We start from the raw sequence: 18486 nt of genomic DNA on the forward strand, positions 1-18486 counted from the left end.
TCGATGGGCACGAGGCTCGTGAGCGCCGACGACGCGCTGGCCCGGCTGGCGAGCTTCGACACCATCATCGACGCGCGCTCGCCGGGCGAGTTCGCGATCGACCGCATCCCCGGCGCGGTGAACTGGCCCTCGCTCGACGACGCCGAGCGGGCGCTCGTCGGCACCGAATACAAGCAGGTCTCCGCGTTCGATGCCAGAAAGCGCGGCGCCGCTCTGGTCGCCCGCAACATCGCGCGCCACATCGAGCGCGAGGTGTTCGACAAGCCCAGGGACTGGAAGCCGCTGGTCTACTGCTGGCGCGGCGGGCAGCGCAGCGGCGCGCTCTCGACCGTGCTCGGCCAGATCGGGTTCCAGGTCGCGATGCTCGACGGCGGCTACCGCGAGTACCGGCGCGCCGTCCTAGCCGAACTCGATCAGCGGATGCCGAACTTCGACTTCCGCGTCGTCTGCGGCACCACCGGGTCCGGCAAGAGCCGGCTGCTCGGCGAACTCGCGCGCCAGGGCCGGCAGGTGCTCGACCTCGAAGCGCTCGCCGAGCACCGTGGCTCGGTGCTCGGGCTGGTGCCCGGGCACCCGCAGCCGAGCCAGAAGGCGTTCGATTCGCGCCTCTGGTTCGCGCTGCGCGGGCTCGACCCGGCGCGGCCGGTGTTCGTCGAGAGCGAGAGCAAGAAGATCGGCGACGTGCGGGTGCCGGAGACGCTGATCGCGCGCATGCGCGACGCGCCGTGCGTGCTGCTGAACCTCGACGTAGACGCCCGCGTGGCGCTGCTGCTCGAGGATTACGCCTTCTTCGTCGCCGACACCGGCGCCTTCTGCGAGCGCCTCAATGCGCTGCGCCCGCTGCGCGGCAACGCGACGATCGACGCGTGGCAGGATGCGGCGCGCGTCGGCCAGCACGCCGAGGTCGTGCGCGCCCTTCTGGTCGAGCACTACGACCCGATCTACCTGCAATCGATGCGGCGCAACTTCCGCGGCGTCGCGGAGCCGTGGCTCCGCATCGACTGGCGCGGCGACGCGGCGAGCCTGGCGGCGACGGCGGCGCGGATCGGCGAGGCGGCGGAGCGGCCAGGGCCGGCTGTGGCCGCTACGCCGACAGCCTCGGCCGCCCTTTCGAGCTGAGTCGGCGGCGCAGGCGCCGCCCTCTTCGCCTACTGGCGCGCTGAAGCCCCGCTGCCGTTGCCGCGCTCGCGCAGCCACGCCTCGAGCTGCTCGGAGCCGCCGATCAGCTTGCCGCCGACGAACACCTGCGGCACCGTGCCGGCACTGGCGATGGCGCCGAGCGCCTTGCTGCGGATCGTGTGCGGCAGCGGCACCTCGGCGTAGCTGAGGCCGGCATCGTCGAGCATCTTCTTCGCCTTCGCGCAGAAGCTGCAGCCCTGGCGCGTGAGGATCGCGATCGGCTCGGGCGGCTTGGCGCCCGGGGCGAGGTACTCGAGCATCGTGTCGGCGTCCGACACCTCAAACGGATCGCCTTCCTTCTGCGGCTCGAGGAACATCTTCTCGATCTTCTTGTCGCGCACCAGCATCGAGTAACGCCACGAGCGCTTGCCGAAATTGAGGTCGCTCTTGTCGACGAGCATGCCCATCGCCTCGGTGAACGCGCCGTTGCCGTCCGGCAGCAGCAACACGTTCTCGGCCTCCTGGTCGCGGCCCCACTCTTCCATGACGAACGGATCGTTCACCGAGACGCAGACGATGGTGTCGATGCCGTGCTGCTTGAACACCGGCGCCAGCTCGTTGTAGCGCGGCAGGTGCGTCGACGAGCAGGTCGGCGTGAACGCGCCAGGCAGCGAGAACACGATGACGTTCTTGCCGCCGAACAGCTCGTCGGTGGTGAGGGTCTGCCACTCGCCGTTGCGGCGCAGGCGGAACGACACGTCGGGAACGGTCTGCCCTTCGTGGCTGGTGAGGGTCTGGTCTGGCATGGCGATCACCCGGATGCTGTGGAACCTCTCGAGGGAGCAAATGGTGAGCCTGGGCCGGACGGCTGCGCGGACGGGGCCGCCGGATGTAACGGCTGCGCCGGCACAGCCAGTCTGCGAGGGGCCATGGGCGACAAGCAGGCGCGTCCCAGGCGCAACGCGGCTCGGGGCGTGCGCGCCCTGGGTTCGCTTGGAAGCGCAACCCGTGAGCAAGGCGAAGAACAGTCCGCAGGGACTGTTCTTCGGCCGGCTTGCCCCACGCCCGCCCTTGCAAGGGCGGGCGGTTCGCCAGGCGCAGGACAGTCCGCAGGGACTGTTCTTCGTCCTTGCTCTTCCCACGCCCGCCCTTGCAGGGGCGGGCGGTTCGCCAGGCGCAGGACAGTCCGCAGGGACTGTCCTGCGTCCAGGCTCACCCCACGCCCGCCCTTGCAGGCGCGGGCGGTTCGCAAGGCGAAGAACAGTCCGCAGGGACTGTTCTTCGTCCTTGCTCACCCCATGTGCAGCCCGCCGTTGACGGAGAAATCGGCGCCGGTGGCGAAGCCCGACTCCTCGGACGCGAGCCAGCCGACGATCGAAGCGATGTCGTCCGGCGTGCCGAGCCGCTTGACGGGGATTCCGGAGACGATCTTGTCGAGCACTTCCCGCCGGATCGACTTGACCATGTCGGTCGCGACGTAGCCGGGGCTCACCGTGTTCACCGTGACGCCCTTGCTGGCGACTTCCTGCGCCAGCGCCATCGTAAAGCCGTGCATCCCGGCCTTGGCGGCGGAGTAGTTCGTCTGGCCGAACTGGCCCTTCTCGCCGTTCACCGAGCTGATGTTGATCACGCGGCCCCACCCGCGCTCGACCATGTTGTCGATCACCTGCTTGGTGACGTTGAACAGGCTGGTCAGGTTGGTCTCGATCACCGCATCCCAGTCGGCGCGCGTCATCTTGCGGAACAGGCCGTCGCGGGTGATGCCGGCGTTGTTGACGAGCACGTCGATTGGGCCATGCGTGGCGCGCACGTCGCTGAACGCGGCGACCGTCGAGTCCCAGTCGCCGACGTTGCCGACCGAGGCGTGGAACTCGTAACCGAGCGCGCGCTGCTCGCGCAGCCACTTGGCGCAATCGCGGCTCGGCCCGCAGCCCGCCACCACCAGAAAGCCGTCGCGATGCAGGCGCTGGCACATGGCGGTGCCGATGCCGCCCATGCCACCGGTCACGTATGCGATCTTGCGGGTCATCGGGTCTCCGTGCGGCGCCGGCAGGCCGGCGCCGATCGGACGGACAGAGAGCAAGGAATGCGCCGGATCCGGCGCCGGCGGGTCAGCGTTCGACGCAGAGCGCGACCCCCATGCCGCCGCCGATGCAGAGGCTGGCGATGCCCTTCTTCGCGTTGCGCCGCCCCATCTCGTGCAGCAGCGTCACCAGGATGCGGCAGCCCGACGCACCGATCGGGTGGCCAATCGCGATCGCGCCGCCGTTCACGTTCACCTTGCTGGTGTCCCAGCCCATTTCGTTGTTGACCGCGCAGGCCTGGGCGGCGAACGCCTCGTTGATCTCGAGCAGATCGAGGTCCTGCGGCTTCCAGCCGGCGCGCTGCAGCGCCTTCTGCGACGCCGGCACCGGACCCATGCCCATGTAGGCCGGGTCGAGCGCGACCGTCGCGTAGCTGGCGATGCGCGCCATCGGCGTGAGGCCGAGCTGGTCGGCGCGCTTGGCGGTCATCACCACCACCGCGGCGGCGCCGTCGTTGATGCCCGACGCATTGCCGGCGGTGACCGTGCCGGCCTTGTCGAACGCGGGACGCAGGCCCGCCAGCGCGTCGGCGTTGGTCTTCTTGTTGATGAACTCGTCGGCCGAGAAGACGAGCGGATCGCCCTTCTTCTGCGGAATGCTGAACGGCACGATCTCGTCGTTGAAGCGGCCTGCCTCCTGCGCGGCCGCCGCCTTCTGCTGCGAGGCCAGCGCGAGCGCGTCCTGCTTGTCGCGCGAGATGTCGTACTTCTTGGCGACGTTCTCGGCGGTGATGCCCATGTGGTACTTGTTGTACACGTCGAACAGACCGTCGGTGATCATCGAATCGACCGCCTTCCAGTCGCCCATGCGCATGCCTTCGCGCGAGCCCATCAGCACGTGGGGCGACAGGCTCATGTTCTCCTGGCCGCCGGCGATGCCGATCTCGTAGTCGCCGTCGCGGATCGCCTGCGCGGCGAGCATCACCGCCTTGAGGCCCGAGCCGCAGACCGCGTTGATGGTGAGCCCCGGCACGCTTTGCGGCAGGCCGCTCTTGATGACGGCCTGGCGCGCCGGATTCTGGCCCGATCCGGCCGTCAGCACCTGGCCGAGGATGACCTCGCCGATCTGGTCGCCGGTGAGCCTGGCGCGCTCGAGGACGTTCGCGATGACGGCCGCGCCGAGCTCGGGCGCCGGCGTCTTCGACAGGCTGCCGCCGAACTTGCCGACGGCGGTACGGGCGGCGGCGACGATGACGATGTCGGTCATGGGAATCTCCTGGTTGGACGATGAAATGCGGAACTGGCGAACCCGACGGTCAGCCGTCAGGTCGCCTTCTGTTTGACGTAGCGGCCCGGCGCCGGCTCGATCACCGGGTACTTGGCGCTGCCGTAGCCGGCGGGCGCCGGGATCTGCTTGCCCGACAGCGGCTTGAGCCAGCGCGACCACTCGCCCCACCAGCTGCCGGGCAGCTCGCGCGCATGGTCGAGCCACACGTGCGAGTCGACCGGGTCGCCCGGGTCGGCGACCCAGTGGCTGCGCTTGCCCTTGGTCGGCGGGTTGATCACGCCGGCGATGTGCCCGGAGGCGCCGAGCACGAAACGGGTGTCGCCACCCAGCACCTGCAGGTTCCGGTAGGCGCCCTCCCACGGCACGATGTGGTCCTCGCGCGAGGCGTAGATGAACGCCGGCACCTTGATGCTGCCGAGGTCGACCTTCTCGCCGCAGACGGTGAGCTTGCCGGGCTTGACGAGGTTGTTCTCGAGGTACGTGTTGCGCAGGTACCAGCAGTACATCGGCCCCGGCAGGTTGGTGCCGTCGCTGTTCCAGTACAGCAGGTCGAACGGCGGCGGCGTCTCGCCCTTCAGGTAGTTGGCGACGACGTAGTTCCAGACCAGGTCGTTCGGGCGCAGGAAGCTGAACGTGGTCGCGAGCTCCTGCCCCTTGAGCAGCGAACCGCCGCCGGGCGAGTCGGCGCCGATCGTCATCTCGCGCATCTTCACCATCGCTTCGTCGATGAAGATGTCGAGCACGCCCGTGCTCGAGAAGTCCAGAAAGGTGGTGAGCAGCGTCATGCTCGACGCCGGGCGCTCGCCGCGCGCGGCGAGCACCGCGAGCGCAGTGGCGAGGATGGTGCCGCCGATGCAGAAGCCGAGCGTGTTGAGCTTGTCGCTGCCGGTGATGTCGCGCACCACATCGATCGCCTTCAGCGGCCCCTGCTCGATGTAGTCGTCCCAGGTGAGCTTCGCCATCGACGGCTCGGGGTTGCGCCAGCTCATCACGAACACCCGGTGGCCCTGCTCGACCGTGTAGCGGATCAGCGAGTTCTCGGGCTGCAGGTCGAGGATGTAGTACTTGTTGATACAGGGCGGCACGAACAGCATCGGCCGCGCGTGCACCTTGGCGGTCAGCGGCTTGTACTCGAGCAGCTGGAACAGCTCGCTTTCGAACACCACCGCACCTTCGGTCGTCGCGACGTTGCGGCCGACCTCGAACACGCTCTCGTCGGTCTGCGACAGGTGCCCCTGCCTGAGGTCGTTCAGCAGGTGCATCACGCCCTTGGCGATGCTCTCGCCCTGCGTCTCGAGCGCCTTGCGCTGCGCCTCGGGGTTGAGCGCCAGGTAGTTGGCCGGCGACGCGGCATCGACCCACTGCTGCACCGCGAACCGGATGCGCGCCTTGGTCTTCTCGTCGGCCTCGATCGCATCGGCCATCTGCATCAGCGTGCGCGCGTTCAGCAGGTACATCTGCGCGAGGTACGCGGTCGACGGGCTGCCCATCCAGTCGGGCGCGGCGAAGCGGCGGTCGAGCGGCTTGGGCTTGCCCGCGCCGTCGGCCCCGTCGGCAGGTGCGAGCAGGCGGTTCCAGAGCGCGGTCGATTCGGCCAGGTAGTCGGACTGCAGCTGGGCCAGCTTCTCGGGAACGAGCTTGAAGTCGAGCAGCGGCTTCCAGGCGCCGCTCAGCACGTTGGCGACGTCGAAGATCGGCGCGGCCCGCATGTTCGGCGCGCTCGCGCCGGGCCGGTCGGTGGTCGGTTGCTCTTTCACGGCGCTGTCTCCTTGTGCCCGGCGATGCGGCCGCCGGCGCGCTTTCGCGCATCCTAGCCCTCGGCGGGATTATCGGCGTGGCCCGAAGGGCGAACTGCGGGTTCTGCCGGAGTCGCGGCGCGGCCGCCGCAGCGCCGCAAGGTCGTTCGGGTCGGGGCGCACGGCGGATGGGCGCGCGCCGGACAATCAGGTGCCCTCGATGCGGTCCGCCGTGCCGAAAACCCCGTTCCGGAGTCAGCCATGTACCTGATCTATCTGGTCGCGATCGCGTGGATGTACGTCGTCGTGATGATGGCGGCCGCCGAAGCGAGCGCCGCCAACGGTACGGTGCTCGGCGCCCTGTTCACGCTGCTGTTCTACGGCGTGCTGCCGCTCTCGATCGCGATCTACCTGATGCGCACGCCGGCGCGGCGCAAGGCGCGCGCCGCGGCCGAAGCGGCCGCGCAGGCCGCTGCGCGCTCAGCCGCGCTCGCGGTCGAGCCAGACGGCGGCGGCCATGCGGCCGGTGACGCCGTCGCGCCGGTACGAAAAGAAACGTGACGCGTCGGCGTAGGTGCACCAGGCGCCGCCGCTGACGTTCGCGACGCCGGCGGTGATGAGGCGGTCCCGCGCCAGTTCTGGCAGGTCCGCGAGCCACTTGCCGCCGCCGCGCGACGCGAAGCGGCTTGCCGCGGGTGATCCGGCGATGTCGGCGCCGAACGCTGCAAGCACGTCGGCGCCGACCTCGAAGTGACCCGGCCCGATGCCCGCGCCGATCCAGGCATCGACTGCCGCCGGCGCGCAGCCGGCTGCCTCGCAGACTGCCTCGAGCGTCGCTTCGAGCACTCCGCCGGCGAGGCCGCGCCAGCCCGCGTGCGCCGCACCGACCGCGCCGCCGTCATGCGCCGCGAACAGCACCGGCAGGCAGTCGGCGACCTGGATCGCGCAAGCGACGCCGGGCTCGGTGGAGACGGCGGCGTCGGCCTCGAGCCGCTCGCCGCGCGCGCTGCGCTCCGCATCGGCGCTGCCGACCCGCACGACGCGGCTGCCGTGCATCTGGTTCAGGAACAGCGGCCGCCCGCCGATCGCAGCCGCGAAGCGCGCCCGGTTCTCGACGAGCGCCTCCGGCGCGTCGGCGCCGCCGGTGTGCAGGTTCATCGTGTCGTAGGGCGCGGTGCTGACGCCGCCCTGGCGCGTCGTCATCAGGCCGCGCGCCGGCGCGCGCCACTCGGGGCGCAGCCAGTCGGCGGCATAGCCGTCGCGCCCCGATGCCGCGGCGGACGCGTTCGACGCTGCCTTGCCCGCCTCGCTCACGCCGCGTCGGGGCACGCCGACGGCTGCGTCGACGCGAACGCCGGCAGCATCATGCAGGCGTCGAAGATGCGGCGCACCGTGGGCATCGGCTCGAGGTTGCAGTCGAGGCGACGCGCGTTGTGGATCTGCGGCACCAGCGTGCAGTCGGCGAGGGTCGGCGTGTCGCCGTGGCAGAACCTGCCGGTGGCGGCGCCGGGCAGCGTCAGCGAGCGCTCGAACGCCGCCAGGCCTGTTTCCACCCAGTGCCGATACCACGCGTTCTTGGCGTCCTCGGACACCTTCAGCTCGTTCACCAGATAGCGCAGCACGCGCAGGTTGTTGAGCGGGTGGATCTCGCAGGCGATGTCGAGCGCGAGCGCCCGCACCCGGGCGCGGCCGAGCGGGTCGCGCGGCAGCAGCGGCGGCTCGGGGTGGACCTCGTCGAGGTACTCGATGATCGCGAGCGACTGGCTCAGCAGTGCGTCGCCGTCCTTGAGCAGCGGGACGAGCTGGGCCGGCGCGATCGCGGCGTAGTCGGGGCTCGTCTGCTCCTTCTTCAGCAGGTGGACGGCGTGGTAGTCGACTTCGAGGCCCTTCAGCGCGAGTGCGATGCGCACCCGGTACGACGCCGACGAGCGGAAGTAGCTGTAGAGCTCCACTTGACGCCTCAGCGCTCGACGATCTCGACCTGCAGCGAGCCGACACCGTCGACCTGCGCGTGCAGGGTGTCGCCGGCCTTGACCGCGGCGACGCCCTCGGGCGTGCCGGTGAAGATGAGGTCGCCGGGTTGCAGGTCCCACCCCGCGGACAGGTGTTCGATGATCTCGGGAATGCTCCAGATCAGCTTGCCGATGCGGCTCTTCTGGCGCTCGGCCCCGTTCACCGTCAGCGTGATCGCGGTGTTCTCGTCGATGCGGCACTCGGCGGCGCGGTGCAGCGGCCCGATCGGCGCCGACTCCTCGAACGCCTTGCCGATGTCCCACGGGCGGCCGAGCTTCTTGGCCTCGCCCTGCAGGTCGCGCCGGGTCATGTCGAGGCCGACCGCGTAGCCCCAGACGTGCTGCATCGCCTCGGCCGCCTTGATCGCGCGGCCGCCGGTGCCGATCGCGACCACCAGCTCGACCTCGTGGTGCAGGTCCTTGGTCAGGCTCGGATAGCGCATGCGGCCGACGCTGCCCTCCGCGATCGGCACGATCGCGTCGGCGGGCTTGAGGAAGAAGAACGGCGGCTCGCGCCCCGTGAAGCCCATCTCGACCGCGTGCTCGACGTAGTTGCGGCCGACGCAGTAGATGCGGTGCACGGGGAACCCGGCACCGTCGGCGCCGTGGACGGGAACGGTCGGGATCTGCGGGGCGGTGACGACGTGCTGCATGGATCGGCTCGAGGGCGAAGGATGCGGCCGATCATGCCATCACGGCCCGGCGCGAGCTGCGATCGGTCGCGCTGCCGGCCCCGGGGGCGCGCGGGCAGGCGCCGCCCCCACGCCGGCTCGCGAAACGAGCGCGGCCTACACTCGTCGCATGCTCACGCAGCGCGGCATCAAGCATTGCAAGACCTGCGGCGGCGCCACCGCGTACGCGATCCCGGCCGACGACAACCGCGAGCGCGCGACCTGCGCCGCCTGCGGCGCGATTCATTACGAGAACCCGCTCAACGTGGTCGGTACCGTGCCGGCCTGGGGCGACCGCGTGCTGCTCTGCCGGCGCAACATCGAGCCGCGCCACGGCTTCTGGACCCTGCCTGCCGGCTTCATGGAGCTCGGCGAGACCACCGCCGAGGGGGCCCAGCGCGAGACCGTCGAGGAGGCCGGCGCGCGCATCGAGCTGCAGGGGCTCTTCAGCGTGCTGAACGTCGTGCGCGTCGGCCAGGTGCACCTCTTCTACCGCGCGCGTCTGATCGACACCGACTTCGCGCCCGGCCCCGAGACGATCGAGGCGCAGCTTTTCGGCGAAGCCGAGGTGCCGTGGGACGAGCTCGCGTTCCGCAGCGTCCGCACCACGCTCGAGTGCTGGTTCGCCGACTTCCGGCGCGGCGCGTTCGGCTTGCACTGCATCGACATCGCCTGAGCCGCCCACAGGCGCGGGAATCTCGTGCCGCAGCCGTTCAGCGGCAAGCGGTCGAGCGCAGCGCCGGCAGCGGGGGAGCCGAACGTGCCTTCGGAGCCGCTGGGCGGCAGCCCGTCGCAGCGCGCGCGCCGGACTCAGCCGGCTCCGCGCGCCTCGAGCGCCTTCTCGCGCAACGCCGTCAGCGTGGTGCGCGGCGTGATCGCCTCGGGGTCGATGCGCAGCTCGAGCAGCGCCGCGCCCGGCGCATGCAGGGCGCGCTCGAGTGCGTTGCCGAAGTCCTCGGTGCGCTGCACCGCCTCGCCGTGCAGGCCGTAGGCGGCCGCGAGCGCCGGAAAGTCCGGGTTCTCGATGTCGGTGCCGTACACCTTGCCCGGGTAGTGCACCTCCTGGTGCATGCGGATGCTGCCGTAGATGCCGTTGTTGACGATGACGAAGAGGATCCCGAGGCCGTACTGCTGCACGGTCGCGAGCTCCTGTGGAGTCATCTGGAAGCACCCGTCGCCGGCGAAGCAGACCACCGTGCGGCCGGGGTGCTCGAGCGCCGCCGCGATCGCCGCCGGCGTGCCGTAGCCCATCGTGCCGCTGGTCGGCGCGAGCTCCGTACGAAAACCGCCGTACTGGTAGAAGCGGTGCACCCACGACGTGTAGTTGCCCGCGCCGTTGGTGACGATGGTGTCGGCCGGAAGGCGCTGACGCAGCTGCGCCATCACGTCGCCCATGTTCAGCTCACCCGGCATCGGGCCGTGCTCGAGCGTCGCCAGGTAGTCGGCGCGCGCCGCGCGCGTCCAGCCGCGCCAGGCGGTCGTCGGCACCGGCTCCAGCCTCTGCGCCGCCTCGGCGAACTCGCGCATGCCGGCGTTGATCATCAGGTCGGCCTGGTAGACGCTGCCGAGCTCGTTCGGATCGGGGTGCACGTGGACCAGCGTCTGCGTCGGCTTGGGCACCTTGAGCAGGGTGTAGTCGTTGGTCGTCGTCTCGCCCATGCGCGCACCGACGCTGACGATGAGGTCGGCGCCGCGGATCCGCTCGGCGAGCGCCGGGTTGACGCCGATGCCGACGTCGCCGGCAAAGTGGACGTCGCGGTTGTCGAGCAGGTCCTGGCGCCGAAACGCGGTGCCCACCGGCAGGTCGAATGCCGCCGCGAACGAGCGGATCGCGTCGCACGCGGCGCGGCTCCACCCCCCGCCGCCGAGCAGCACGAACGGGCGCTCGGCGGTGGCCAGCAGCTCGCGCAGGCGCTGCATGTCGCTGGGGCTCGGGCTCGCGTGGACGCGCTGGTACCTCACCGCGTCCTCGACCTCGGCCTCCTCGTAGAGCAGGTCTTCGGGAAGGCCGATCACCACCGGCCCGCCGCGGCCCGAGGTCGCGACCTGGAACGCGCGGGCGACGAGCTCGGGGATCCGCTCGATGCGGTCGATGCGTACCGCCCACTTCGCGAGCGACCCGAACACCGCCTCGACATCGATTTCCTGCCACGCCTCGCGCCTGGCGACGTGCCGCCCCACCAGGCCGACAAGCAGGATCATCGGCGTCGAGTCCTGGCGCGCGGTGTGCACGCCGATGCTGGCGTTGGTCGCGCCCGGGCCGCGCGTCACGAAGCAGATGCCCGGCTCGCCGGTCAGCTTGCCGTGCGCCTCGGCCATGTGCGCGGCGGCGCCCTCCTGGCGACAGGTCACGAGCTGGATCGCCTCGCGCGCATCGTGCAGCGCGTCGATCGCCGGCAGGAAGCTCTCGCCCGGCACCGAGAACACGCGGCGCGCGCCGTGGATGCGCAGCTGATCGATCAGGATCTGGCCACCGTTGCGGCGCGTGCTGGAAGTCGTCGTCATGTCGCGGTCTCCTCGACGCCGCGCTGCTCGGCGGCGCTCAGGTACGCCTGCACCAGGTCGTTCTTGCGCACCTTGCCGAGCTGGGTACGCGGCAGCTGCGCGACGAACTGATAACGGCGCGGGATCTTGAAGCCACCGAGGCGGCCCCGGCAGAACGCGATCATCGCCTCGGGCGCGGGCGCCGCGCCGCTCGGCACGATCACCGCGAGCAGCGCCTCGCCGTACTGGGGGTCGGGAACGCCGACCACCGCCACCTCGGCGACCGCCGGATGGTCTTCGAGCACGCACTCGACTTCGCGCGTGTAGACGTTCTCGCCGCCGGTGATGACCATTTCCTTGCGGCGCCCGAGCACGTGCAGGTAGCCGTCGGCATCGATGCGGCCGATGTCGCCGGTGTGGAACCAGCCGCCCTTGAACGCCTTGGCGTTCTCCTCGGGCGCGTTGAGGTAGCCGCGGCTGACCTGCGGGCCGCGCACGACGATCTCGCCGGCTTCGCCGCGCCCCACTTCGCGGCCGTGGTCGTCGACGAAGCGCATGTCGACGCCGGGCAGCGGGCGGCCCGCCGCGCGCAGCAGCTCGGGCCTGTCGGCGAGCGCGAGCCGGTGCGACGCCTGGTCGAGGATCGCCAGCAGCGGCGACGTCTCCGTGAGGCCGTAGCACTGGTGAAAGCCCACGCCCGCGAACGCGCGCATCGCCTCGCGCAGCACGCCCTCGTCGATCGGCGAGGTGCCGTAGCTGACGAGGCGCACGCTCGAGAGGTCGTGCTCCGCGAGGCGCCCCTCGCGGAGCACCCGCACGATCATCGTCGGCACCAGGCTGAGGATGGTCACCCGATGGCGCGCCGCCGCGCGCAGCACCCCTTCCACCGAGAAGTCGCTCAGGTACGTGTGGCCGCCGCCGTACATCGTGACCACCGTCGCCTTGAGGTCGGTCGAATGGAACATCGGGGAGACATGCAGGTAGACGTCGTTCTCGTCGACTTCCATCACGCGCGCGAGCTGCAGCGCATTCGAGACCACGTTGCGGTGCGTGAGGCGAACGCCCTTCGAGCGCCCGGTGGTGCCGCCGGTGAACAGGACGATCGCGTCGTCGTCCTCGTGCGACTCGTGCGCCGGCATCGGCCCGGCGTCGGCGACGAGCGCGTCGAACGCCAGCCAGCCGGGCGCCGCCGGCGCGTCGACCGGCAGCATCACCGCGCGCTCGCGCCAGCGCGCGAGCGCCGGCGCGTCGAGCATCGCGGCGAGCGCGTTGTCGACGAACACCACGTCGCAGTGCGCGTCGTCGAGCATCTGCGCGATCTCGGGCGCGGCAAGACGGAAGTTCAGAGGCACCGGCACCACGCCGGCCCAGTAGCCGGCGTTCAGCAGCTGGGCCTGCGGCACGCTGTTGCGCGCAAGGATGCCGAAACGGCGCCCCGGCGTGAGGCCGAGCCCGCGCAGCATCGAACCCGTGCGCGCGATGCGTTCGAGGTACTCGTCCCAGGTCCAGATCGCGTCGTCCATGCGGATCGCGACGCGGTGGCCATGGCTCTGCGCGGTCGCGCGCAGCAGGTTGGCAAGGGTCAGCACGGGGTGGTCGTCGGCTTGTCGGCCGTCAGAGCTTGCGCTGGCTCGCGTTCCAGTGCCGCTCGAGGTTGCGGATGAGCTGCTCGCTGAGGTGACAGAAGCCCTGCTCGTAGGCGTAGGTCGCGAGATACCCGCGGAACGCCTCGAGCGTCTCGGTCTGCTGGCGCATCGCCTTGCGGTTGGCGCCGGCGCTCACCATGCCGGAGCCGACCGCATTCTCGATGCAGGTGGCGAGCGCGGCGTCGATCTCGTCCCGCGCGACGACCTGGTTGGCGATCATGCGGCCTTCGGGGGAATCGGCGTGGAACACGCGGTCGAACATGATCGCCTCGCGCGCCGCACGCTCGCCCACGAAACGCGGCAGCCGCATGTTCGATGTGCCCGGCAGGAACCCTTCCTTGCGCGCCGGCAGGCTGAAGTACGAGCCTTTCTCGGCGATCACGTGGTCGACCACCAGCAGCAGCTGGCAGCCGCCGCCGATCGCGAACGACTCGACCACCGCGACCCACAGCTTCTCGACGGTCTGCTCGGGCGCGGTGAGCGACACGTCGAGGCTGTCGGGCTCGTCGCCGAGCAGCACGCCCCGGTAGAGCTTGTTGTGCATCGCCATGTTGCGATACAGGAACGACAGGTAGCTCTGCTTGCCCTGGTAGATGCGGGTCAGGTTGATGCCCGAGCAGAACACGCGGCGGCCCTTGTACTTCGGGTGGTCGACCACGCTGCCGCGCAACAGGCCCATGCGCACGTTCGGGTTCATCAGCACCAGGTCGGTCGCGATCTCGAGCGGGCCGACGGTGGTGTCGTCCTCCGAGTTGAGATAGCGCTCGTTGTGCAGCGTGACGTGCGCGGTCTCGCCCTCGACCACGATCTTCACCTTGCCGAGGTCGGCGCGGCCGGTGCGCACGAACTCGTCGAGCAGCGCCAGCGACTCGGCACGCGGGCGCAGCATCGAGCGGATCAGGTGGTGCCCGCACGCGGGGTCGGACAGCACCATGCTGACGAAGAGGCCCTGATGGATCTCGAGGCCGTCCTTGTCGGCCTGCATGCGCTCGCACTCCTCGGCGAGCTGGCCTTCCGTCGGCAGGATGTCGGGCCAGCGCGCGGCGGCCTCCCAGAGCAGCGCCTCGACCCGCAGCGACCGGCGGCCGCCGTCGGTGAGCTCGCGATAGAGCGGCACCGCCTGACGGCGGAAGAAGCGCCAGGTCGCGTCGGCCATCAGCTGGACCGCCGTCTGCCCGGCGAGCTTCTGCGCGGCATTGCGCTGCGAGCGCAGCGGCATCGCGCCGAGCAGCGCGCGGCCCTGCTGAATCGCCTCGCGCAGTGTGCCTTCCTCGAGGCGCTCGCGGCTGGCGTCGATCGCGCGCACGAAGGTCTCGATGGTGTCCTGCGGCAGGCCCGCGCCCGCGAGGCGCGGCAGACGTTGTTCGCGGGGGATGAACTCGATCATGGTTGGACCTTTGGACCGGTGGCGGACAACTCGACCCGCGCCTGCCGTGATGGGATGTCCCGGTGAGCGGCCGGCTGCCGCCGGCTCGTCGATGCGGGTCATGGCCTGAGCACGCGTGCGATCACGCCACGTGCGAGTCGTCGACGGGGTATGCCCGCGACAGTCTGCGGCCTCGGGAACACGGCGGCAACCGAGAATTGGTGACACCGGCGCGAGAAAAACTCACGTGCGGCCGGGAGCTCCGCAGGTCTTCAAGGCCGGCGTGCTTGCGCGCACGGAGAACGGCGCAGGACCCTTACAGCGCCTCGTGCACGTTGAGCGCCGTTTGCGGTGGAGCCGAGACTCGCATGCTTCGCGCAACGTGCGTGTGGGAACGAGGGACCGCACTGCCGGCCTATGCGCCGGCTCGCACCCATTTCTGCCGCGAGCGATGCACGGCAGCCCTCGGACCCGCGTCGCACGCACACGCCACCGGCAGTCGCCGGTCGGCGCGGGCGCGAGGCGCTCAGCGCTTGACCGGCGGCAGGTCGGTGCAGGCGCCTTCGAACGCCTCGGCCGCCATCCCGAGGCTTTCGCCGAGCGTGGGGTGCGGGTGGATGGTCTTGCCGATGTCGACCGCGTCGGCGCCCATCTCGATGGCAAGCGCGACCTCGCCGATCATGTCGCCGGCGTGCGTGCCGACGATCGCGCCGCCGACGATCTGGTGCGTGTCGGCGTCGAACAGCAGCTTCGTGAAGCCCTCGTCGCGGCCGTTGGCGATCGCCCGGCCCGATGCGCTCCAGGGGAACACGCTCTTCTTCACGTTGAGGCCGCGCGCCTTGGCGTCGTCTTCCGTCACGCCGACCCAGGCGACCTCGGGGTCGGTGTAGGCGACGCTCGGGATCACGCGCGCATCGAACGCGGCCTTGGCGAGGTGGTCGTCGCCGAGCAGTTCGCCGGCGGCGACTTCGGCGGCGACGTGCGCCTCGTGCACCGCCTTGTGCGCGAGCATCGGCTGGCCGACGATGTCGCCGATCGCGAAGATATGCGCGACGCTCGTGCGCATCTGGATGTCGACCGAGATGAAGCCGCGCTCGCCGACCTCGACGCCCGCCTTGTCGGCGCCGATGCGCTTGCCGTTCGGCACCCGCCCGACGGCCTGCAGCACCAAGTCGTAGGTCTGCTCCTTGACGCCGCCCTCGCCTTCGAACGACACCTTGATGCCGCCCTCGGTCGCCTCGGCACCGACCGTCTTGGTCTTCAAGAGGATGTTGTCGAAGCGCGGCGCGTTCATCTTCTGCCAGACCTTGACGAGGTCGCGGTCGGCGCCCTGCATCAGGCCGTCGAGCATCTCGACCACATCGAGGCGCGCGCCGAGCGTCGAATAGACGGTGCCCATCTCGAGACCGATGATCCCGCCGCCGATCACGAGCATGCGCTTGGGATTCTGGCGCAGCTCGAGCGCACCGGTCGACGTGACGACGCGCGGGTCGTCCTTGGGCAGGAACGGCAGCTTCACCGCTTCGGAGCCGGCCGCGATGATCGCGCGCTTGAAGCCGATGGTCTGGGTTCCCCCGTCGGCCTTGGTCACCTGCAGCCGGTACGCGTCGATGAACTCGCCGCTGCCCTGCACCACCGTGACCTTGCGCATCTTGGCCATCGCGGCAAGGCCACCGGTCAGCTTGCCGACCACCTTGCTCTTGTGCGCGCGGAGCTTCTCGAGGTCGACGCTGGGCGGGGCGAACGTCACGCCCATCGATTCGAAGTGCTTCACCTCGTCCATCACCGCGGCGACGTGCAGCAGCGCCTTCGACGGGATGCAGCCCACGTTGAGGCAGACGCCGCCGAGCGTCGCGAAGCGCTCGACGAGCACGGTCTTGAGGCCGAGGTCGGCGCCTCGGAAGGCCGCCGAGTAGCCGCCCGGGCCGGCGCCGAGCACGAGCAGGTCGCACTCGAGGTCGGCGGGCCCGCTGGTGCGCGGCGGGGTTGCGCTCCGCGCCGGCGCGGCGCCAGCGGGCGACGAGCCGCCGCCTGGCGCGGCCGGGGCAGCCGTGGCTCCGGCCGCGCCACCGGACGACGCCGCGCCCGTGGTTCCACCGTAGCCGGCCGCCGGGGCGCCAGCGTTGGCAGCGGTTGCCGCACCCGAGCCCGCCGCGGCCGCAGTCGCGCCGGTCGCGGCACCGGCGCTTGCCGCGGCACCGTCGCCCTCCAGCACCAGGATCGCCGAGCCCTCGTTGACGGTATCGCCGACCTTGACCCGGAGCTCCTTCACCACGCCGCCGGCCGACGATGGGATCTCCATCGACGCCTTGTCGCTTTCGACCGTGATGAGGCTCTGCTCGGGCTTGACGGTGTCGCCCGGCTTGACGAGCACCTCGATGACGGCGACGTCCTTGAAGTCGCCGATGTCCGGAACCTTGATGTCGATCGTCGCCATGCTCAGCCTCGGGTGGTCAAAGCAGCACGCGGCGGAAGTCGCCGAGGATCTGCACCAGGAACGCGTTGAAGCGCGCGGCCGCCGCGCCGTCGATCACGCGGTGGTCCCAGCTCAGGCTGAGCGGCAGGATGAGGCGCGGCTGGAACGCCTTGCCGTCCCAGCGTGGCTCGGTCGTGCTGCGGCAGACGCCAAGGATCGCGACTTCGGGTGCGTTGATGATCGGCGTGAAGTAGCGCCCGCCGATGCCGCCGAGCGACGAGATCGAGAAGCACCCGCCGGTCATCTCGCCCGGCGAGAGCTTGCCCTCGCGCGCCTTCTTGGCGAGCTCGCCCATCTCCTTCGAGATCTGCAGCACGCCCTTCTGGTCGCAGTCCTTGATCACCGGGACCATCAGGCCGTTGGGCGTGTCGGCCGCGAAGCCGATGTGGAAGTACTTCTTGTAGACGAGCTGGTCGCCCTCGAGCGAGGCGTTGAACTCGGGGAACTGCTTGAGCGCGGCGACCGACGCCTTGATGAGGAACGCCAGCATCGTGACCTTGGGCGCGTCCTTGTTCTTCTCGTTCTCCTTGTTGGTGAGAACGCGGAACGCCTCGAGCTCGGTGATGTCGGCGTCGTCGTGGTTGGTGACGTGCGGAATCATCACCCAGTTGCGGTGCAGGTTCGCGCCACTGATCTTCTTGATGCGCGGCAGGTCCTTGCGCTCGACGGGGCCGAACTTGGCGAAGTCGACCTGCGGCCAGGCGAGGAGGCCCGGGAAGCCCGCACCCCCTGCCGAAGCCGCGGCCGGTGCCTTGGCGGCCTGCGCCTTGGTCTGCTGGCTGCCCTCCATCACGCCCTTGACGAACGCCTGCACGTCCTGCTGCGTGATGCGGCCCTTGGGCCCGCTGCCCTTGACCTCGTCGAGCGGCACGCCGAGCTCGCGGGCGAGCTTGCGGATCGTCGGCGACGCGTGCGGCAGCGCGCCGCGCGGCGCGCTCGGCTCGTGCGCCGGCAGCGCGGCGGTCGGCAGCGTGCGCTCGGCAGGGCCGCTCGGCGCCGGCGACGGAGCGGGCGCGGCTGCAGCGCTCGGCGCCGCGGCAGGCGCCGGCGCTGAAGCCGCTGCAGAGGTTGCCCCAGCGGCGCCACCCTCGAGCACCACCACCGGGCTGCCTTCCGACACCTTGTCGCCGACCTTGACGCGGACCTCCTTGACGACGCCGCCGTGCGACGACGGGATCTCCATCGACGCCTTGTCGCTCTCGACCGTGATGAGGCTCTGCTCGGGTTTGATCGTGTCGCCCGGCTTGACCATCACCTCGATCACCGCCACCTCGGCGAAGTCGCCGATGTCGGGCACGACGACCTCGACCGGCGCACCGCCACCCTGCGCAGCCAGCGGAGGAGCCGATGCCGCCGGCGCGGGACCCGGCGCAGGCGCTGGCGCGGACGCTGCCGGCGCCGGCGCGGAGGCGGCCTGGCCCGCGTCAGCCGACTCGAGCACCAGCAGCGGCGAGCCCTCGGACACCTTGTCGCCGAGCTTGACCTTGAGCTCCTTGACCACCCCGCCGGCCGACGACGGAATCTCCATCGACGCCTTGTCGCTCTCGACCGTGATCAGCGACTGGTCGGCGGCGATCGTGTCGCCCGGCTTGACCAGCAGCTCGATGATCTCGACGTCGCTGAAATCGCCGATGTCCGGCACTTTGACTTCCACGAGGGCCATGC

General features: G+C 70.5%; 15 protein-coding genes. 3 read left to right on the forward strand and 12 right to left on the reverse strand.

Translation table 11 applies throughout. The features are described 5' to 3' along the window. The first annotated feature begins 3 nt into the window (after nucleotides 1-3). A complete protein-coding gene (gene mnmH, locus HQN59_RS04650; RefSeq protein ID WP_176066599.1) occupies nucleotides 4-1119 on the forward strand; it encodes a tRNA 2-selenouridine(34) synthase MnmH in 1116 nt (371 codons plus the stop codon). Between the two features lie 29 nt (nucleotides 1120-1148). Here the strand turns inward: mnmH and HQN59_RS04655 are convergent, their stop codons facing one another. The 4 genes from HQN59_RS04655 to phaC form a co-directional block, all read right to left on the reverse strand. Further along, nucleotides 1149-1925 carry a glutathione peroxidase gene (locus tag HQN59_RS04655; RefSeq protein ID WP_176066601.1) on the reverse strand — a complete coding sequence of 259 codons (777 nt, stop codon included), beginning with the start codon at nucleotides 1923-1925 and terminating at the stop codon, nucleotides 1149-1151. A 485-nt stretch (nucleotides 1926-2410) separates the two neighbouring features. After that, the gene (phbB, locus tag HQN59_RS04660; protein ID WP_176066602.1) at nucleotides 2411-3148 is read right to left on the reverse strand and encodes an acetoacetyl-CoA reductase; all 738 of its coding nucleotides are present in this window, start codon (nucleotides 3146-3148) and stop codon (nucleotides 2411-2413) included. A gap of 82 nt (nucleotides 3149-3230) precedes the next feature. Next, on the reverse strand, nucleotides 3231-4409 hold the full coding sequence (locus tag HQN59_RS04665) for an acetyl-CoA C-acetyltransferase (RefSeq protein ID WP_176066604.1): 1179 nt from the start codon (nucleotides 4407-4409) through the stop codon (nucleotides 3231-3233). 56 nt (nucleotides 4410-4465) lie between these two features. Further along, nucleotides 4466-6139 (reverse strand): class I poly(R)-hydroxyalkanoic acid synthase, encoded by a 1674-nt coding sequence (gene phaC / locus HQN59_RS04670; RefSeq protein WP_176067442.1) that lies wholly within the window; start codon nucleotides 6137-6139, stop codon nucleotides 4466-4468. A gap of 288 nt (nucleotides 6140-6427) precedes the next feature. On the opposite strand from phaC, the gene HQN59_RS04675 reads away from it, so the two are divergent. Continuing rightward, nucleotides 6428-6727, forward strand: a complete 300-nt coding sequence (locus HQN59_RS04675; RefSeq protein ID WP_217703846.1) for a hypothetical protein — start codon at nucleotides 6428-6430, stop codon at nucleotides 6725-6727. Here HQN59_RS04675 and pgeF read toward each other — a convergent pair. The 3 genes from pgeF to HQN59_RS04690 are packed head-to-tail and all read right to left on the reverse strand — an operon-like array spanning nucleotide 6647 to nucleotide 8831. Continuing rightward, complete coding sequence (gene pgeF, locus HQN59_RS04680; RefSeq protein WP_342451124.1) at nucleotides 6647-7495, reverse strand: peptidoglycan editing factor PgeF; 849 nt, start codon at nucleotides 7493-7495, stop codon at nucleotides 6647-6649. The genes HQN59_RS04675 and pgeF overlap by 81 nt on opposite strands. After that, complete coding sequence (gene maiA / locus HQN59_RS04685; protein WP_176066606.1) at nucleotides 7477-8118, reverse strand: maleylacetoacetate isomerase; 642 nt, start codon at nucleotides 8116-8118, stop codon at nucleotides 7477-7479. The genes pgeF and maiA overlap by 19 nt, the downstream gene beginning before the upstream one ends. An 8-nt stretch (nucleotides 8119-8126) precedes the next feature. Then, the gene (locus tag HQN59_RS04690) at nucleotides 8127-8831 is read right to left on the reverse strand and encodes a fumarylacetoacetate hydrolase family protein (protein WP_176066608.1); all 705 of its coding nucleotides are present in this window, start codon (nucleotides 8829-8831) and stop codon (nucleotides 8127-8129) included. 148 nt (nucleotides 8832-8979) lie between these two features. On the opposite strand from HQN59_RS04690, the gene HQN59_RS04695 reads away from it, so the two are divergent. Next, the gene (locus HQN59_RS04695) at nucleotides 8980-9525 is read left to right on the forward strand and encodes an NUDIX hydrolase (RefSeq protein ID WP_176066610.1); all 546 of its coding nucleotides are present in this window, start codon (nucleotides 8980-8982) and stop codon (nucleotides 9523-9525) included. Between the two features lie 134 nt (nucleotides 9526-9659). Here the strand turns inward: HQN59_RS04695 and HQN59_RS04700 are convergent, their stop codons facing one another. The 5 genes from HQN59_RS04700 to aceF all read right to left on the reverse strand — a co-directional run bounded on the left by HQN59_RS04700 (nucleotide 9660) and on the right by aceF (nucleotide 18484). Beyond that, on the reverse strand, nucleotides 9660-11354 hold the full coding sequence (locus HQN59_RS04700) for a thiamine pyrophosphate-binding protein (RefSeq protein WP_176066612.1): 1695 nt from the start codon (nucleotides 11352-11354) through the stop codon (nucleotides 9660-9662). Next, nucleotides 11351-12922, reverse strand: a complete 1572-nt coding sequence (locus tag HQN59_RS04705) for an AMP-binding protein (RefSeq protein ID WP_176066614.1) — start codon at nucleotides 12920-12922, stop codon at nucleotides 11351-11353. The genes HQN59_RS04700 and HQN59_RS04705 overlap by 4 nt, the downstream gene beginning before the upstream one ends. A 25-nt stretch (nucleotides 12923-12947) precedes the next feature. Next, nucleotides 12948-14366, reverse strand: coding sequence for an enoyl-CoA hydratase/isomerase family protein (locus HQN59_RS04710; RefSeq protein ID WP_176066617.1), 1419 nt, complete (start codon nucleotides 14364-14366; stop codon nucleotides 12948-12950). Between the two features lie 505 nt (nucleotides 14367-14871). Next, nucleotides 14872-16782 (reverse strand): dihydrolipoyl dehydrogenase, encoded by a 1911-nt coding sequence (gene lpdA, locus HQN59_RS04715; protein ID WP_176066619.1) that lies wholly within the window; start codon nucleotides 16780-16782, stop codon nucleotides 14872-14874. Nucleotides 16783-16798: 16 nt separating this feature from the next. Further along, entirely contained in the window at nucleotides 16799-18484 is a 1686-nt protein-coding gene (gene aceF, locus HQN59_RS04720) for a dihydrolipoyllysine-residue acetyltransferase (protein WP_176066620.1), read from the reverse strand. Nucleotides 18485-18486: the final 2 nt, after the last annotated feature.

The sequence above is a fragment of the Rhizobacter koreensis genome (genome assembly GCF_013366375.1).
In the GTDB taxonomy this organism is placed as follows: Bacteria; Pseudomonadota; Gammaproteobacteria; order Burkholderiales; family Burkholderiaceae_C; genus Schlegelella_A; species Schlegelella_A koreensis.

Excerpts from the sequence above, each read along its gene's own strand:
- mnmH (WP_176066599.1), top strand. The coding sequence starts at position 4 with ATGGGCACGAGGCTCGTGAGCGCCGACGACGCGCTGGCCCGGCTGGCG.
- HQN59_RS04655 (WP_176066601.1), bottom strand. The coding sequence starts at position 1,925 with ATGCCAGACCAGACCCTCACCAGCCACGAAGGGCAGACCGTTCCCGAC.
- phbB (WP_176066602.1), bottom strand. The coding sequence starts at position 3,148 with ATGACCCGCAAGATCGCATACGTGACCGGTGGCATGGGCGGCATCGGC.
- HQN59_RS04665 (WP_176066604.1), bottom strand. The coding sequence starts at position 4,409 with ATGACCGACATCGTCATCGTCGCCGCCGCCCGTACCGCCGTCGGCAAG.
- phaC (WP_176067442.1), bottom strand. The coding sequence starts at position 6,139 with ATGCGGGCCGCGCCGATCTTCGACGTCGCCAACGTGCTGAGCGGCGCC.
- HQN59_RS04675 (WP_217703846.1), top strand. The coding sequence starts at position 6,428 with ATGTACCTGATCTATCTGGTCGCGATCGCGTGGATGTACGTCGTCGTG.
- HQN59_RS04690 (WP_176066608.1), bottom strand. The coding sequence starts at position 8,831 with ATGCAGCACGTCGTCACCGCCCCGCAGATCCCGACCGTTCCCGTCCAC.
- HQN59_RS04695 (WP_176066610.1), top strand. The coding sequence starts at position 8,980 with ATGCTCACGCAGCGCGGCATCAAGCATTGCAAGACCTGCGGCGGCGCC.
- HQN59_RS04700 (WP_176066612.1), bottom strand. The coding sequence starts at position 11,354 with ATGACGACGACTTCCAGCACGCGCCGCAACGGTGGCCAGATCCTGATC.
- HQN59_RS04710 (WP_176066617.1), bottom strand. The coding sequence starts at position 14,366 with ATGATCGAGTTCATCCCCCGCGAACAACGTCTGCCGCGCCTCGCGGGC.
- lpdA (WP_176066619.1), bottom strand. The coding sequence starts at position 16,782 with ATGGCGACGATCGACATCAAGGTTCCGGACATCGGCGACTTCAAGGAC.
- aceF (WP_176066620.1), bottom strand. The coding sequence starts at position 18,484 with ATGGCCCTCGTGGAAGTCAAAGTGCCGGACATCGGCGATTTCAGCGAC.